15 protein-coding genes are annotated in these 17,163 nt (G+C 53.3%); 5 read left to right on the forward strand and 10 right to left on the reverse strand.

What is annotated here, in order from left to right:
• Positions 1-70: 70 nt before the first annotated feature.
• Together D0B88_RS03605 and D0B88_RS03610 are read right to left on the reverse strand one after the other, a co-directional pair.
• Complete coding sequence (locus D0B88_RS03605; protein ID WP_151055116.1) at positions 71-2,647, reverse strand: CBM35 domain-containing protein; 2,577 nt, start codon at positions 2,645-2,647, stop codon at positions 71-73.
• Positions 2,648-2,747: 100 nt separating this feature from the next.
• Positions 2,748-4,856 (reverse strand): CBM35 domain-containing protein, encoded by a 2,109-nt coding sequence (locus D0B88_RS03610; protein WP_151055119.1) that lies wholly within the window; start codon positions 4,854-4,856, stop codon positions 2,748-2,750.
• 143 nt (positions 4,857-4,999) lie between these two features.
• Between D0B88_RS03610 and D0B88_RS03615 the strand changes: the two genes are divergently transcribed.
• The 5 genes from D0B88_RS03615 to D0B88_RS03635 all read left to right on the forward strand — a co-directional run bounded on the left by D0B88_RS03615 (position 5,000) and on the right by D0B88_RS03635 (position 10,042).
• Positions 5,000-5,287: a hypothetical protein gene (locus D0B88_RS03615; protein ID WP_151055122.1), complete on the forward strand. Its 288-nt coding sequence runs from the start codon at positions 5,000-5,002 to the stop codon at positions 5,285-5,287.
• A 161-nt stretch (positions 5,288-5,448) separates the two neighbouring features.
• Positions 5,449-7,170 carry a DUF3592 domain-containing protein gene (locus D0B88_RS03620; RefSeq protein ID WP_151055125.1) on the forward strand — a complete coding sequence of 574 codons (1,722 nt, stop codon included), beginning with the start codon at positions 5,449-5,451 and terminating at the stop codon, positions 7,168-7,170.
• A gap of 423 nt (positions 7,171-7,593) precedes the next feature.
• On the forward strand, positions 7,594-8,802 hold the full coding sequence (locus D0B88_RS03625; protein ID WP_151055128.1) for an RtcB family protein: 1,209 nt from the start codon (positions 7,594-7,596) through the stop codon (positions 8,800-8,802).
• 4 nt (positions 8,803-8,806) lie between these two features.
• Entirely contained in the window at positions 8,807-9,748 is a 942-nt protein-coding gene (locus D0B88_RS03630; RefSeq protein ID WP_151055132.1) for a hypothetical protein, read from the forward strand.
• A gap of 12 nt (positions 9,749-9,760) precedes the next feature.
• The gene (locus tag D0B88_RS03635; protein ID WP_151055135.1) at positions 9,761-10,042 is read left to right on the forward strand and encodes a hypothetical protein; all 282 of its coding nucleotides are present in this window, start codon (positions 9,761-9,763) and stop codon (positions 10,040-10,042) included.
• Positions 10,043-10,124: 82 nt separating this feature from the next.
• Here the strand turns inward: D0B88_RS03635 and D0B88_RS03640 are convergent, their stop codons facing one another.
• From D0B88_RS03640 to D0B88_RS03675, 8 genes are read right to left on the reverse strand one after another with little or no spacing between them, the layout of a single operon-like run.
• Positions 10,125-10,484: a VOC family protein gene (locus D0B88_RS03640; protein ID WP_151055137.1), complete on the reverse strand. Its 360-nt coding sequence runs from the start codon at positions 10,482-10,484 to the stop codon at positions 10,125-10,127.
• A 19-nt stretch (positions 10,485-10,503) separates the two neighbouring features.
• Positions 10,504-11,223, reverse strand: coding sequence for a KHM family subclass B1 metallo-beta-lactamase (blaKHM, locus tag D0B88_RS03645; RefSeq protein ID WP_151055140.1), 720 nt, complete (start codon positions 11,221-11,223; stop codon positions 10,504-10,506).
• Between the two features lie 28 nt (positions 11,224-11,251).
• On the reverse strand, positions 11,252-11,596 hold the full coding sequence (locus D0B88_RS03650; RefSeq protein WP_151055143.1) for a Na+/H+ antiporter subunit G: 345 nt from the start codon (positions 11,594-11,596) through the stop codon (positions 11,252-11,254).
• 10 nt (positions 11,597-11,606) lie between these two features.
• Entirely contained in the window at positions 11,607-11,876 is a 270-nt protein-coding gene (locus D0B88_RS03655; protein ID WP_040391064.1) for a K+/H+ antiporter subunit F, read from the reverse strand.
• Positions 11,858-12,400: a Na+/H+ antiporter subunit E gene (locus tag D0B88_RS03660; protein WP_151055166.1), complete on the reverse strand. Its 543-nt coding sequence runs from the start codon at positions 12,398-12,400 to the stop codon at positions 11,858-11,860. The genes D0B88_RS03655 and D0B88_RS03660 overlap by 19 nt, the downstream gene beginning before the upstream one ends.
• 2 nt (positions 12,401-12,402) lie before the next feature.
• Entirely contained in the window at positions 12,403-13,947 is a 1,545-nt protein-coding gene (locus tag D0B88_RS03665; protein WP_151055169.1) for a monovalent cation/H+ antiporter subunit D, read from the reverse strand.
• The gene (locus D0B88_RS03670; protein ID WP_007639170.1) at positions 13,944-14,336 is read right to left on the reverse strand and encodes a Na+/H+ antiporter subunit C; all 393 of its coding nucleotides are present in this window, start codon (positions 14,334-14,336) and stop codon (positions 13,944-13,946) included. The genes D0B88_RS03665 and D0B88_RS03670 overlap by 4 nt, the downstream gene beginning before the upstream one ends.
• Entirely contained in the window at positions 14,336-17,161 is a 2,826-nt protein-coding gene (locus D0B88_RS03675; RefSeq protein ID WP_151055172.1) for a monovalent cation/H+ antiporter subunit A, read from the reverse strand. Before D0B88_RS03675 ends, D0B88_RS03670 begins: the two co-directional genes overlap by 1 nt.
• Positions 17,162-17,163: the final 2 nt, after the last annotated feature.

Raw genomic sequence — 17,163 nt, forward strand, 5'->3', positions numbered from 1 at the left:
ATGAATGCCATAAAATAAAAAGCCCCGGTGTTTGCACCGGGGCCTGGTCGTTTAGATCGCCATCAGGTGATTAGTTTTGGCAGGATACCTTACCCAAACCCAGCACATAAAAACGGTCGCCCGCCAGTGGTGAGTTGAATGGCATCTCGCCGTATTTACCCGCCGTGGCGCTCAGGTAGTCAACCAAATCCTGACCTGCAGCAAAGCGCCAGTTGTTGAGTGTGGTTTGTGAGGCAGAGGAATAATTGCTCATTAAATTCGCCACCGTACCGGAACTGATGGTAAAACCGGTTTTGGTCGATTCATCCACATTACATGCTGCATCACCAAACCAGAGGAAGTTGCGCTCACCGCGATAGTTACCGCCGGTCACATCCTTAATCAGGTTGCCTTGCAGTTCCGCAAGCGATGCGGCCAAGTCAGATTTTTCCTGATGAATGCGATTGACCACAAACATATTGTCTTCCTGCAATACACTCGCACCGACGCGAATGCTCAACAGATCCTTGCGGTAGTTGATAAATGCATTGTTCAACATGTGCGAGCTGCCACGGCGGATCAGCGGTACGCGGCGCAGGGTATTGCCCAGCAAGTCATAACTCGCATCGCGCGTCACAAATAAATTGTGGTGCATAGTGGTTCTGATTTGCGCATCGATGGTGTGGCTGTCGCTGGAACTGTGCAGTGTTGCGCGTTTCACATCGAGAATTTCATTGAACGACATGGTGATGCCATAAGCACCCACTTTCACATCAAACGCCGAATCGCCGGTGGTATCGAAGGTGTTTTTGTGAATCCAGATATCGTGTGATGCACCGGTGGAGCGGATCATATCCGGGTCGCAATAATGGTCTTCGGTGTGGCCTGCGCCTTTAAAGTTAAGGTGCGTGAGGATGACACTGGTCGCGGTTTGGGTGGGCGAGCCAGTGGAGTCTTTACCAATCGCAAAACCGCTAAACAGGAAGTACGCCTCGCTGCCGCGGCCATCGATAGTTTTGTTGGAGCCTATCACCGGGTTGCGAATCGGGTTGTTGGATTTGTTCATCGCGGTGTTAAAAAATTGCGTTACACAATTTGCACTGCTCACACCATTTTTTGCGCACCATTGCGTGTAGTTCACACACTCGGCTTCCGTTGCGCCGAGCAGCGATTGCACTGTCGGGTTGCTGCAACCCAAACGGTACATGCCAATTTCGTGAGGCTGCGCAAATTGGATTTTGTCGAATACGATCCAGTTATGCTCTTCGCCAGTAATCGCATTCAGGATTTGCTGCTCAACCGAGGTGCTGGAATTTTTGGTGATGATGGTGAGTTTGCTATTGCCGTTAGGGTCGTATCCACCCTTGGCGTTTTCACCGTAACCCACCGGTTTGCCCAGGGTTTTGGAGAGACACTCCACAATCGCCTGATCCGATTGCAGCGAAGTGTCGCGCCAGTTCACCGAGGGGTTAGTCGCCAACTGGATACACTCGGCGCTGATGGCACCGCTGGAGGAATTCACCGAGGATGCGCTGCTGTTGACCTGGCTGGAAGCCACACTGGAACTGCTCTGAGCGGTTGATGAAGGTGCAACTGATGAAGGCGTTGATGAGGCCACCGATGATGAGGCCGGTGTGCTGCTCGGCGCTACTGATGAAGCTACCGATGACTGGCTGCTGGAGGAGTTGCCCACCACCGTTCCACCGGTCACTGATAACTGATCCAGATTCGGGCCGCCATCGCTGGTGGTGGATACCGCGCGAATCACATTGCTACCGGCATTCAAATTAGCCGTGAGCGATTGTGTCGCCCAGGTCGCCCAGGCGCCGGTGCCGTTAAACGCCAGCGCGGAATTGATCACCGTGCCATTGACACTGATCGCCATGGCGCGATTGCTGGTGGTGCCATTGGCATAGCGGAAGGTGATAGTCGCGGTGCCGGCACTGGCTTGATTGACGGTCCACTGGGCGGAACTGCCGACCAGATTGTCGAAGTTCACAAACCCGCTGCCGTTGTAGCCTGTGTGATTGGATTCCACTGCCGCTTGCGACAAGCTGCCACTCTCGGCTTCGTAGCTCACTGTCTGGCTCGCGGGTGCGCTGCTGGAAGCCGGGGTACTGGATGCGGCAATACTGGACGGCGCTGAACTTGAGGCGACGGCACTGGAAACAACTGAGCTGGAGCTGGCAGTACCACTGGCGTTGTACACCTCAATCTCCGCCATGCGCAGGGGTGAGCTGCCGCTGACAATCAGGTTCAGTTTTTTCATCGACACCGAACCCAGATTCACAGTGCGCGCGGCGCCTATGCCAGAACCTGTCGCCAATACCGCGCCGGTATCGTTGTTCACCAGCTCCCAGGTGCCCACGGTGCTGCCTGACTCGCGCAGGATCACCGTATTAAAGTTCACTGCACTGCCCCACTTAACCGAAACGCGTTGGTTGGAGGTGCCGCTGGCTTGGGTATAGGTGCCGGTGTCGCCATCGCGTACCAGCTTGGTGTCGTTAAAACCCGAGCCATCGGCGCCCGCGCTGGGGCCGGTAATGGCAAGGTTGGTGCCCAGGGTTTGTGCGTGTACTGCAGTGGCAAGCAAGCTGGCGGCACTGAGCACCAATCCCAGGCTTAGCCAATGCATGCAGTGCTTGGACGTGTGTTTGAAAATAGTCATCTCGATTACCTTTGAATTTATTGTTTATCGAAAACGATTGGCGTCACTGCGAGGGGCAGCGCCGAAGCGGATGCCCCTGAAGACGGATTGGTAAAATCAATTACGGCGAGATTTTTCCTACCCCGGCATTGGCCATAACGATGGCCGGTACATTGGCAGCGGCATCCATTTGTACCGCGTAGGGCACCGACACCGAGCAAGTGGATTGCAATTGGCCACTCACCACTTCCGGAATAACCAAAGCGCCATTACCCACCGTGCGGCTGTAGTAGATGTAGGGCAATACCGTATTGTCGTTATTGGTTTGCCAGCAGCCGGCAACATCGGAATCGTCGGAGGCCAGCAGCGGGTTGTTGACGTTGTAGAAGTAGTTGCTCTCCACCAGCGCCTTGGCGTTCATACGCGAGTTAATGGCATGGAACATGTGGTCGATACTGTCGTTAGACCAGTAGTTGTTGTACATGTGCACTAACGCGTGGCGGATCAGCGGGGTGCGCTGTTCGATGTTTTTGTACCAGTTGTGATGGAAGGTGATGTTGGTATTTTTGTTGTCGCTATCGCTCGAGCCAATTAATCCCGCACGGCTGGAATCGTTGTAGAGGTTGTAGGAAACCGTCACGTTGGTCACCCCGGCTTTCATATCCAACAGCGAATCGTAACCGTCTTTTTCGCCACCCGACGCTTCCAGCCAGTTGTGGTCGATCCACACGCGATCCACATTGGTTTCCAGGCCGATAGCATCACCGCCGTTGGAGGTGGGTGAACCGCTCTTCTTCACATTACGGATATGCACGTTTTGGATGATGATGTTGGAAGCATCGCGCACATGGATGCCCATTTCATCAAACAGCGCATTGGTGCCCACCCCTAGAATCGAGATGTTGCTCATCGCCTTGATTTCAATCACATCCGCCTGGGTATTACAGCCCTGGGCAGTGGTATTGCCGTGATTGATAGTGCCATTGACCCGGATCACTATAGGTTCACTCATGGTGCTGCGACCGCAGAGCGCCGCATTCAATTCCGTACCCGTCGACACGGTAACGACGCTACCTCCGGCACCGCCAGTTACACCGGCATGGGCAGCAAAACCTTCCATTTTCGCCGGGCGAATCGCCCCATTGTTAGAGGATGCACTGCTGGAGGTGTTAGCCACCGAGCTGCTGCTTGGCGCAACCGATGAAGCGGGCACACTGCTCGGTGCAACGGACGACGCCGGTACACTGCTAGGTGCAACCGATGACTGGCTGCTGGAAGAGTTAACCACCACTGTTCCACCAGTCACTGACAGCTGATCCAGATTCGGGCCGCCATCGCTGGTGGTAGATACCGCGCGAATCACATTGCTGCCGGCATTCAACTGGGTTGTCATGCTTTGCTCAGCCCAAGTTGCCCAGGCGCCGGTGCCATTAAACGCCAGCGATGAATTGATCACCGTGCCGTTGACACTGATCGACATAGCGCGATTGCTGGTAGTGCCATTGGCATAGCGGAAGGTGATAGTCGCAGTGCCCGCACTGGCTTGATTGACGGTCCACTGGGCGGAACTACCCACCAGATTATCGAAGTTCACAAAACCGCTGCCGGTAAAACCGCTGTGGTTGGACTCCACTGCCGCTTGCGACAAACTGCCGCTTTCAGCTTGGTACACAATCGTTTGGCTGGAAGGTGCGCTTGAAGCGGGGGTACTGGACGCGGCAACACTGGATGGGGCGGCGCTGGAAGCTGGCGCCGACGAAGCCGTGCCGCTGGCGTTATAAACTTCAAATTCGGCCATCGCCGGGGCGCTGGTCGCATTCACAATCAAATTGATTTTTTTGGTGCTGCGTGTGCCTAAATTTACCACCCGCTCGGCGCCGATACCGGTGCCCGTCGCCCACACAGTGCCGGTGTCGTTATCGACCAAACTCCAGCTGGTCACTTTGCTGCCCGCTTCACGCAGGATCACCGTATTAAACGTCACCGCACTGCCCCACTTGACCGACACGCGCTGGTTGCTGGTACCTGAAGCTTGGGTGGCGGTGCCGACATTGCCGTCGCGCACCAGTTTGGTGTCGTTAAAGCCGGAGCCATCGGCGCCAGCGCTGGGGCCAGTAATGGCAAGGTTGTCACCGAGTGTTTGTGCTTGAACGGCACTGGCCAGAAAACTGGTTGCCGCCGCGAACAGGGCGTAACGGCCCAGTGAGCGCACAGGGATATTGTTTTTCATTGTTGATACCTATTCCACTTTTAGTTATTGGTTTCTGCGGCGTCTCGCCCTGCACAGGTCAGGACTTGCAGCCGATGTCGTTAGGACATAGCGATAACACGGCCAATAAAGACCGGACGAGGTAGTGACCGAGGAGCCGATAGGTGCATACCAAAGGTCGCACCGGGCTTGAGGCTGCTGGGTTACAGCGCAGCACTTGTGGGGTATTGGTGTTCGTCTGTGAACGGGACCCGGGAATCAACCCACGGGGCTTTTTGAGCGACAGGGTTAAACCCGTCGTTCTGCCAAAGCTGTGGATTTGGGGTTTGCCGGTGCAGTGGGATTATTATGTTTTTACCCATCACACCCAGCGGGTGGAACTGAACGAAATGGTGCGCCTGACCGCTCATAGCGTCAAGAGGGAAATTGCCGTTTTCAGCCATACTTTGTGATGAAAACAACATTAACCGCCACAAAAACGATTACATATTTTAATAATAATTAATGTAATCGTTTACTTGTTTTTTGAAGAGCCGCTGGTGAAGGCACCAAAGCGTCACATCAGCGGGCAATCGCCGCTACACTGCCAGGCAGAGAATTGAAGGAGTAAGCCATGCTAAAAACACTCAAACACAACTGGTTTATGTTGCTCTTTGCCCTGCCCTTTGCCGGGGTGGGCATCGGTTTACTCCTGTTCAGTATTATTCCCAACCTCTATACATGGCAGCAGATGAAATCCTGGCCGCAAGTGCAGGCGCAACTGCTGGAGGCCAATTTATCGGTCAATCGCGGCGACGATAGCAATACCTACCAGGCCACTGCGCGTTACACCTATCGCTACCAGATGCTGGACTATACCGGCGAGCGGGTAGCCATTATGGGCGGCAGCGACAACATTGGTGACTTCCAGCAACAGCTGGCCGCCCAGCTATCCTCTGCACTGCAAAACCAACAGTCCGTTCCCGCCTGGGTCAACCCCACAGACCCCACCGACGCCGTGCTCAACCGCGACCTGCGCTGGAGCATGCTCGGCTTCAAACTGATTTTTGTGCTGGTGTTTGGCGGCGTAGGTATCGGCCTGATGCTGTGGACGCTGCTCGCCAAAACCGGCGCTACCAACCACCCCGAGAGCACCAGCAAACCCTGGCTCGGGCAGCAGCAATGGGCAAACCGCGAAGTGACCTGCAATGGCAAAAGCGGCCTTTGGTTTCTCTGGGGCTTCACTCTTATTTGGAACCTCATCTCGCTACCCGCCGTGATTGCGATTCCCGGCGAACTGGATAAAGGTAACCAGCTCATCCTGATGGTTTTATTATTTCCCCTCTTCGGGGTGATTATGCTGGCGTGGGCCATCAATAACACCCGCAGCTGGCGCCGTTTTGGCCAGTTGCGTCTGATGCTCGACCCCTACCCCGGTCGTTTGGGTGGACAAGTGGGTGGTACCCTCACCCTGCCTCTGGCCTACAACAGCCAACAGCGTTTTCCCGTCAGCTTGCAATGCCTGCGCAGCTACGAAATCGGCAGCGGCAAAAACCGCAGTCGCCGTGAAACGGTGATCTGGCAAACCACCGGCTTGGCGCACACAAAACCTGCACCCGCCGGTGGGACCTTATTAGCGGTGTGTTTTGACGTGCCCGCCGACCTGCCCGCCTCGGAAACCTACAGCAGCGACTATCGTTTCTGGCGCCTGGACTTACATGCCGATTTACCCGGCGTGGATTTGCAGCGCCAGTTTGAAATCCCCGTATTCGCCACCGCCGAACCAGCGCACACGGCACTACCGATGAGCAGCCAACACCCGCAACTCATGGATGAGCGCGAAGCGCAAATTGAAGCCATCGCCAATATCGAACAAATCCCCGGCGGCGTGCGCATGCATTTCCCGATGCTACAAAACGCGGGCACTAACCTGATTGGGTTAATCGTGGGCGTATTTTTTGCGGGCGCCGGTATTCTCATGGGCCTTAAATCCGATGCCCCGGCAATCATGGTGTGGGTATTCACCCTGCTCGGCAGCCTGGTCACACTTATCTGCCTCAAACTGCTCTTCACCAGTTTGCGCGTCCAGCTGGATCACAATGGCCTGATCAGCGAACGCTACTGGCTGGGAATTCCCATTGGACGCAATCAAATTCCGCGCGCAGAAATTAGCAACTTACAAATCGCCACCAGCTACAGCACACAGAGCAGTAAAGGTCATCAAGAAATCTGCAAAATCATTGCCCTCACCCACAGCGGCAAAAAAATTCCCGTCGCGATCAATTTACAAGGTCGCGAAACAGCGCAGCTGGCGTTGGAGGCGGTTGGAAGTTTGAGTGGGTATGCGATTGGTTAGATCGATATGAATCCGCAATAAATTTAAATAGTAATTGCAACAGTGCGACGGATATTTTTGAAAAGCACCGGGTAAAAAAACCATCCCGTGAAATAAAATTGACAGCTCAAAAAAACGGCGTATTATCGCGCCCAATTTCCAAGGTGCTAAAAACACTTTGCTTTTCAACCCGACAACTTGTTTGTCACAACTTATGGAGTACTCAATGATGACCTACGCGAACTATACCAACCGCTAACAACCTTTTGAGTATTCAGACTTGGAAGGTGATAACAAAACCTTCCAGTCAGGCGCAACATGAAAGCCCTGATTAGGAAACTAATCGGGGCTTTTTCTTTTCTGCGATTTAAAAAGCCAACTCGAAGGTTTCATTTTTTTAGTAACGCAAAGTGATTTATCAAAAAAATCACTTAAGGGATTTCTATGCCTGTAAAAATTGAATTAAACAAAAATGCGGGAAATGGTTTTAAACCGGTAAAAATTTACACCCGCGATATTGAAAATGAGGCGCTGACGCAACTGAAAAAAATTGCGGAATTGCCGATCATTCATTCGCATATAGCGGCCATGCCCGATGTGCATTTAGGTATTGGTGCGACCGTAGGCGCGGTGATACCAACCTTAAATGCCATTATTCCCGCTGCTGTGGGTGTGGATATTGGTTGCGGTATGAGTGCGGTACGGCTTTCGGTTAAATCATCGCAACTGCCGGACAACCTCGCCGCAATGCGCAGTGCAATCGAACGCGCAGTGCCGGTAGGTTTGCAAGCGCATAAAACGGTGAGCATTCGTGAAAGCGCATGCAAACAAATGGCAGCGGGTGTGGAGTGGTTATTTGAAAAACACCCGACGGTGATGAAGATGTTAAAGCAACCGAACACCCTGTGGACTAAACAAATGGGCACGCTCGGTAGCGGCAATCATTTTATTGAAGTTTGTGTTGATGAAAATAAAGACGTGTGGATCATGCTGCACACTGGCAGCCGTGGAATAGGCAATGCGATTGGGCAATATTTTATCGCCCTCGCCAAAAAAGATATGGGAAAACACATTCACAACTTGCCCGATAAAGATTTGGCCTATTTCACCGAAGGCAGTGAACACTTTGTGGATTACGTGACGGCGGTAAATTGGGCACAGGAATATGCGCGTGTAAATCGCAATGAAATTATGGGCTTGGTATTGCGCGCAATAGCGCCATTTTTACCCAAGTTTCAAGCCGATCGCCATGCGATTAACTGTCACCATAATTATGTGAGCCGCGAGCATCATTTCGGCGCTGATGTATTGGTCACACGTAAAGGAGCCATCAGCGCACGCGAAGGTGAGCTGGGAATTATTCCCGGCAGCATGGGCGCTAAATCTTTTATCGTGCGCGGAAAAGGCAATACCGATTCGTTTTGCTCCTGCGCCCACGGTGCCGGTAGAAAAATGAGCCGCACTGCAGCACGTCATGCGTTTAGCAAAGAAGATTTAATCGCACAAACCAAAGGTGTTGAATGTCGTAAAGATAAAGCAGTAATTGATGAAATTCCTGCGGCATACAAAGACATCGACGAGGTTATGCACAACCAATCTGACTTGATAGAAGTGGTTCATACACTCAAACAAGTCTTATGTATAAAAGGATAATGTTATGGACGATAGATTATTGGATGAAGTCATCGCCTGCCTTCCCAAGGAGCGCACACAGTTTTGCTATTTTAAGGATCAGTACGCGGTTTATTTACTCAAACAGTATTTAAGCACAGCTACCAGTGGTGATATTCACAGCATCAAACAGTCAAAGTTGAAAAAGCTTTTGGACAAACCACTCGTGAAAGACACCCTTAAAAAATCAGGAAATGGACGGCTTGAAGTAGCGCAATTGGATAGTGTGTGGTCAACACAAGCCGAGCACTATGTATTAACACTCGGCAGGTGGGGCCACAAGAATCGTTACTCCTGGAACCAAACATCGCGCCCAGGCGCGAATCTGGTGTTGCAATTAAATTTGAGTAATCAATTTGATGCAATGTTTATGGCAGTAACCGGTTGCCATTTGAATAGGCTGACAACCTCGGCTCACCCTAAAAGCCGGAAGCGTATGGCAACACTCGCATGGGCAAGGTTGGATATGGATTTCAATACCGGAGAAATTCTGATTGAAGAGATTCAATCCGATTTAATCCGCGACTTGGAGTACACCTACAAGCGAGCATTAAGTACAGGGTGCGGTAATGAAATGCATTTCTATTGGAGCCGCACTAGCCTAGACCGAAATAAGGTAGCGGCTTACTGCGAAAATGTGATCGCAGAGCAAAAAAAGATTTGGTCAGAAGCCATGATGGCGGCAACGCTTTGGTTTGTGCAGCAGGAGTTGGGTTTTAGCAAAATTTATTACCACACCTTCGATACCGGAAAAGTAATGAAGAAGATAAATGGCAGTGCGCCACCCCGCTCGCTCTACACAGATTTACCAGAGAAGTTTTGTTTTGAAACTACAAAACAAGCGCCGCAATTTATCGCCAATGATGCAAAAGCAAAACGCCGCTTAAAAGCGGCGAACAATCCCGAGTGGTTTTTACTAGCCAGTTAACAGGAGGCAATCATGCCCAACCAGCAAGAAGACAAGAATGTAAAAGGTAAAAAAAAGGAACGGCGCAACGGCCATGCATTTCACCCCATTATGAGCAAAGGTGGTGTGCATGAAAAAACGGAAAAGGCTAAACGTAAGGCCGCCAAGCATGAAATGAAACGCAAAGTTAACGAGTGGCTCGATGTAAAAGGAGGGTCATCGGCCACCCGTTCACCAGCGCGGAGCAGAATTAGTGTTAATAATTTCGATACGCAAGAGAGCAGCCCAAAGCGCGCGATAATCACCCTCCACTAAATAAAATCGGTGTTTTGGACTGCTCTGTTTGTACTCGTGTGAAATTGGCACTGCCTAACCCAGCGCCATTTGTTTACAGCAATTAAATTTTTGCTTCCGACCAAACCGCAAACTCATTACCACTCGGCTCAGTAAAATGAAACCGGCAACCGCCGGGGAAATCGAACAGCGGTTTGATAATCGTGCCACCGCTGTTAATCACTTTTTGTAAAGTCATTTGAATATCCGAGCTATAAAAAACCAACAGCGCCGCACCCTTACTGGCTTGACTGCACATGTCTGCTTTATGGAAACCACCATCCAAACCCTGATTGGAAAACGCGGTGTATTCAGGACCATAATCGACGAATTCCCAACCAAATACACTGGAGAAAAAGGTTTTGGTTGCCAGTAAATCGAGCGCGGCAAATTCGACGTAGTTGAGTTTTTCGTGATTATTCATTAATCGCTCCTTTTGAAATTCACTTTTTAGCTGCTGCAGCCTCAACTGCACGCTGCTTGGTTTTTTCCAAGAACGAAGCATCGCCAACTTTACCATGCCCCGGCACCACCAGTTTTGCGGTGCCGTAGCGAGCGATAAGTTTTTCAGCGGACGCAGGCCATTCTTCTATTACTGCGTGGCTAAGATTGCCGAGACCGTCGGGTTTGACAAAACAGCCGCCGAATAGAATTTTCTGTTCTGGCATCCACACCACGACATTATCTGAAGTGTGACCAGCGCCGGGGAAAAACACTTCTATTTTTTTATTGACTAACCAAAAGGGATTTTTGGTAAACGAATGAGTGGCTTGTGCTTCACCTTTATTTTTAAGCAGCTTGTTAGTTTTCTTGGAGGCATAAGTTGGAATGGACTTTGAGTTGAGAAATGCAATACCGCCAGTACTGTCGCTGTGGAAATGGGTGGAAATACTTGCCTTAGCGGTAAAGCCCTGCGCGTCAATCCATTTCACTAATTTTTCAGTGTCTTTGGCTGAAATAGGTGTATCAATCAGATACGCATCTTTGTTATCAAGCACGACTAATCCGTTAGAACCAACCAGTCCCCAGCCTTCGATTTTTTCGTAAGCGGTGTACAGATACACCCCTTCTTCGAGTTTTTTAATTTCCAATTCTGGCAGAGGCTCGTCCGCGAAACTGATGTTTGATAAAAACAGCACCCATAGCGTTAACAAGAATTTCATTTTTTATTTCCCTTTATTAAATTTATTTCTAATTCCACGGTTTCCCCCGCGTCCGCTCCACTGCCTCCAAACGCAAATGCAGTGCCGCTTTGGCAACTATGTGGCAGCTAACGGGCGCAGTGATGAAGAGGAATAACGCGATCAGTAATTCATGCAGGCTCAAACCATCGCCCTGGGTGGAGAAGAAAATCACTGAGCCGATGATGATGCCACCAACTCCCAGCGTGGTGGCTTTGGCGGGGCCGTGCAGGCGGAGGTAAAAATCCGGCAGGCGCATCAGGCCGATGGAGCCAATGAGCGCGAAGGTGGCACCGACGAGTAGGAAGAAGCTTATTAGGCCTTCCAGTAATGCAGAGTCGAGCGAAACAGGCATAAATCCCCCCTTATTCAATAATGTCGCCACGCAGCAGGTATTTGCTGAGCGCGACTGTGCCGACAAAACCCATCACCGCGATGAGTAACGCCGCTTCGAAATACAACATGCTGCCCTGATAAATACCGAACAACACCAGCAGCGCGATGGCGTTGATGTACATGGTGTCGAGCGCGAGTATGCGGTCGGGCAGCGAGGGGCCGAGTATCAGGCGCCAGAGGTTGAGGGCGATGGCGATGCCCAGCAGCAACATGGCGATACTTATGGCTGTGGTGAGCATTCAAATACCTCCTTCAACGGGGCTTCGTAGCGCTGTTTCATCTCGGCGATGGCGGCGTCTATATCGGTGACGTGCAGGCTGTGCACCAGCAGGTAGCGACGATCCAGACTTAGATCCGCCGACACTGTGCCGGGGGTGAGTGAGATGGTGCTGGCAAACAGGGTGATGGTGAATTCGTGGTGGATATCGAGCGGCACCTGCATAAAAGCCGGTTGCAGTTTGTTAATCGGGCCGAGGATGCGCACCGCCAGAATCAAGTTGGCGATGAGGATGTCCCAGAACACCACCAGCACAAATTTGATCAGCACCAGCGGGTGACGCAAGCGCAAGGACTCGGGCCAGAAACCTTGTGTAAGCCAGGGGATCACCCAAGCCAGAATACTGCCGAGTACGACTTGGCCGACGCTGACATCGTTCGCCAGCAGCAGCCAGAGCAAGAGCATAAATACACTCAACCCCGCGTGCGGAAACCAGCTGCGCGCTTTGGGTGCGGTTGAAGAAGGTGTGGCCGGTCGTGGGTTCATGATTAGTTGCCCTCAGTGGCGGTGAATTCATGCATGGCTTGAATATAGGCTTCGGGCGATAGCAGTTGCTGCGCCAGCGCTTGGGTGTAATCCAGCACAGTCGATGCGCCCAGCGTAACCATAAAAATGCAGAGTAAAAGCCCGATCACCGCCAGCAGTTCACCTTTTTGCGCCAAGGGGTTGCCGGCATCGGGATCGGTTGCGCCTTGGGTTGAAACTACATCACCCTCAGCACGCCAGAAAAAAGTGGAACCGCTGCGACTGAGCGCCATCAGCGTGGCGAGGCTGCCAGCGAGCAATAGCACCCACAGCCAGATTGCATTGCCTTGAGTACCAGCGGCGCTGAGCAACAACAGCTTGCCGATAAACCCACTGAGCGGCGGTAGGCCAATCACACTCACAGCGGCGATAAAAAACAGGCTGCCAAGTATTGCCGACTGCGCCATGCGCGGCCCTTTGGTAATGCGATCACCCAGATCACCGCGCTGACGCTGGATAAGATTGGCCAGCAGGAACAGTGCACCACAGATCCATGTTGAATGAATGAGATAGTAAAAACTCGCCGCCAGCGCCGCTTCGGTATTAAGCGCGATACCGGCGAGCAGTGTGCCGACCGACACCACCACCAAATAGGCGATCTGGACGCGTAGTTCGCGTGCCGCGAGTGCGCCCAGCAAACCCAGCGCCAGAGTAATCAGCGCCAATGGCCAGAGCCATGGCAACGCGAGATTTGCCAGCGGTCCGGCACTATCGCCAAAGATCAGGGTGTAAGTGCGCACTATGGTGTAAACGCCCACTTTGGTCATGATCGCAAAGAGCGCGGCCACCGGCGCACTGGCCGAGGCGTAGGCCCGCGGCAGCCAAAAATACAGCGGCGCTATGGCGGCTTTGAGGCCAAATACGACCAACAACAACACACCGGCGGTGGCGGCGAGCGGGGCATCGGCGGGGTCGAGTTGGGCGACTTTGGCTGCCATATCCGCCATATTGAGGCTGCCGGTAATGCCGTAAAGCGCCGATACCGCGATCAAAAACAGCGCCGAGCCTGCCAGATTAATCACAACATAGTGCAGACCCGCACGCGCCCGTTCGGCGCCACGGCCATGCAGTAAAAGCGCGTATGAGGCGATGAGCAATACCTCGAAAAACACAAACAGGTTAAACAGATCGCCAGTCAGAAACGCGCCGTTCACCCCCAGCAATAGAAATTGCACCATGGCGTGGAGCTTGTCGCCGGGGCCATCGGTGCCGCGTGCAGCGTAGATAAGGCTGAACAGCGCGAGCACCGAGGTGACCAATAGCATAAGCGCGCTCAGACGATCCAACACCAGCACGATTCCGAACGGCGGCATCCAATTGCCCAAGGCGTAAAGGTGGATTTGACCATCGTTGGCGACTTGCAACAGGGCAATCGCCACCGCCACCAGTAGCGCGGTGGAGATAATGCTTAAACAGCGAATCAGCAACAGCGAACGACCGGAGAGGAAAATCAGCAGCACTGCGGTGAGCAGAGGGAGTAAAAGAGGAGCGATCAGTAAATGACTCAAACTTCGTCCTCCTCTAGCGGGCGCACCGGCTTGACCGGTTTTTCGCCCAAGCCCGCTGTGCCGTCCACGTGGTCATTACCCAGTTCGGCGCGGGCGCGCAAGGCGAGTACCAGCAGGAAGGCAGTCATCGCAAAACCGATCACAATCGCGGTGAGTACGAGTGCTTGCGGTAGCGGGTCGGCATAATTGAGGGTGCTGCTGAGGCTGTCGCCCTTGTTCACCACAGCCGGTGCGCCGGTGCGCAAGCGGCCCATCACAAAAATAAACAGGTTAACCCCGTAGGACAGCAGGGTCAGGCCGAGAATGACCGGAAAGGTACGGGCACGCAGCAGCAAGTACACACCGCAGCTCACCAATACCCCAATCACCAACGCAATTAGCGCTTCCATCAGTGTGCCTCCTCTGAGTCGCCATAAGCTGTACCGGACGATGTGTTGTAGGTGGTTTGCGCCAGATTGCCCAGCTGCGCCAGCATGAGGAGGGTCGCACCCACCACGGTGACGTACACCCCGGTATCAAAAATCATCGCCGTCGCCAGTTCAAACTTGCCCACCAGTGGCCAGCTCACATAGGTAAAACTGGTAGTGAGGAAGGGGTAGCCGAATAACCAGCTGCCAATGCCGGTGATTGTGGCGATCAATACGCCGAACACCGCCACGCGGCCATAATCCAGTGGCAGGCGCTGCTGCACCCAGGCCGAGCCGCTGCACACATACTGCAAAATCAGCGCGATGCTGGTGATCAGCCCGGCGATAAATCCCCCACCCGGCTGGTTGTGGCCGCGCAGGAAAATGTACACCGAGACCATAAGCGCGAGCGGCAGCAAAATCCGCGACAGCACCGTGAGGATGGGGGGATAAGGATCACGCGCCCAGCGGCGACCCTCGCCATCCATCCCCGGCAATGGCAAACGCAAACCGTCGAGCATCAGGTAAACGCCCAGACCGGCAATCGCCAGTACGGTGATTTCGCCGAGGGTATCAAAACCGCGGAAGTCCACCAGAATCACATTGACCACGTTAGTCCCGCCGCCACCGCTGACACTGTTAGCGAGGAAGAAGTCGGCCAATCCGGTATCGTAAGGGCGGGTGAGAATTGCCAGTGTCAGCAAACCCACGCCTAAACCGGCGCCACCCGCAAGCAGGATATCGCGCACAATCCGGCTCTTATCGGAATCGTGCGGGGTGATTTGCGGCAGGAAGTAGAGCGCCAGCATCAGCAGGATAATGGTCACTACTTCCACCGAAATTTGCGTGAGCGCCAGATCGGGTGCGGAAAAGCGCACAAACGCGAGCGACAAAATCAGCCCCACCACGCTCAGCACCAGCAGCGCCGCAAGCCGGTTGTGGTGGATAACGACCGTCACCAATGCGGCGATCATCAACACTACCGCGAGCAACAAGCTGACCCAGTCCACCGGCGTGAACGCGACATTCCCCAGCAGGGAACCCAGCGGCCAGAATTCCACCGCCGCCATCACTAACGCAGTGGCGATAAACAGCGCCGCCGAGCGCTGCAAGGAGCCGTTTTCGATAGCATCGGTCACACGCTGGGCAAAGCGCACGAGGCTCTGGATACGTTTTTCAAACTCTTCTTTTTGATCCACCCGGTAACCGCGCTCATAAAACGCAAACAGCCCTTTGCGCTGGTAGTAGAGCAGCAAGCCGCCGAGCAGCGCCGTCACACTCATCGCCAACGGCAGGTTGATGCCATGCCAAATGGCGATGTGATAGTCAGGAATCCCTTCCCCCAGCACCGCGTAACTGGCGGCATCCAGAATGGGTGCAACCGTGAAATTGGGCAGGATACCAACCAGCAAACAGAGCACCCCCAAAATCGCCATGGGTAAAATCATCAAGCCCGGCGGCTCGTGGGGCGGGAACTTGGGCAGGTTGATGGGTTGGCCGTTAAAGAACACATCGTGAATAAACCGGTAGGAATAGGCCACCGCAAAAATCCCGGCGAGCGTCGCCATCAGCGGGATAATCCAATCGAACCCGCCCATCAATTCCACCTGCAAGGTCTCGGTAAAAAACATCTCCTTACTCAGGAACCCGTTGAGCAGTGGCACCCCGGCCATGGCCGAGGCCGACACCATGGCCACGGTCGCGGTGATCGGCATGTACTGCCACATACCATTGATGCGACGCATATCGCGGGTGCCGGTTTCGTGGTCGATAATGCCCGCCGCCATAAACAGCGAGGCCTTGAAGGTCGCGTGATTGACGATATGAAACAGCGCCGCCACCGTCGCCAGTTCGCTGCTAAAACCCAACAACATGGTGATCAACCCGAGGTGGCTGATGGTGGAATAGGCGAGCAAGCCTTTGAGGTCGTGTTTAAAGAGCGCGGTATAAGCGCCAAACACGAGTGTCGCGAGGCCCGTAAACGTCACCAGATAGAACCACAAATCCGAACCCGATAACGCGGGATACAAACGCGCGAGCAAAAACACACCCGCTTTTACCATGGTCGCCGAGTGCAAATAAGCCGATACCGGCGTAGGTGCCGCCATGGCATGAGGCAGCCAGAAGTGAAAGGGAAACTGCGCCGATTTGGTAAAAGCGCCGATTAAAATCAGGATCAGCGCGACCGGGTAAAGCGGATGCGCCTGGATCAAATCGGCCGAGTTAGTGATCACTTGCAGACTGTAAGAGCCAGTGATCTGGCCAAGAATCAACGCGCCAGCAAGTAACGTCAGCCCCCCTGCCCCGGTAATCGCCAGCGCCATACGCGCGCCTTTACGCGCCTCACTCTTGTGCGACCAATAGCCAATCAGTAGGAACGAACTCAGGCTGGTCAGCTCCCAAAACACCACCAACAGCAGGATGTTATCGGCCAGCACTATGCCGAGCATCGCCATCATAAACAGTTGCAAAAGTGCGTAGAGGCGACCGAGGGAATCCTGTTTATCCAAGTAGTAGCGGGCGTAAAAAATCACCAGCAGGCCAATCACAAGGATCAAGAGCGCGAACATCATGCCCAGCCCGTCAAGGCGCAGGCTTAAATCCATACCCAGCTGCGGCAGCCAATCCAAATGGAAGAAAAACAGCTGCCGCTCAAACAGTGCGGGCAGATAGGACAGCAATAAGCCCAGCGCCAATAATGGCCCTATCGCCGCCGAAAATGCGCATATATTGCGCCCAAAGCGCTCGCATAAGGGCGGCAAAAACGCGCCCAGCAAGGGCAGTAAAATGATCCACAACAATTCCATGC

The organism is Cellvibrio sp. KY-YJ-3 (genome assembly GCF_008806955.1).
Classification (GTDB): domain Bacteria; phylum Pseudomonadota; class Gammaproteobacteria; order Pseudomonadales; family Cellvibrionaceae; genus Cellvibrio.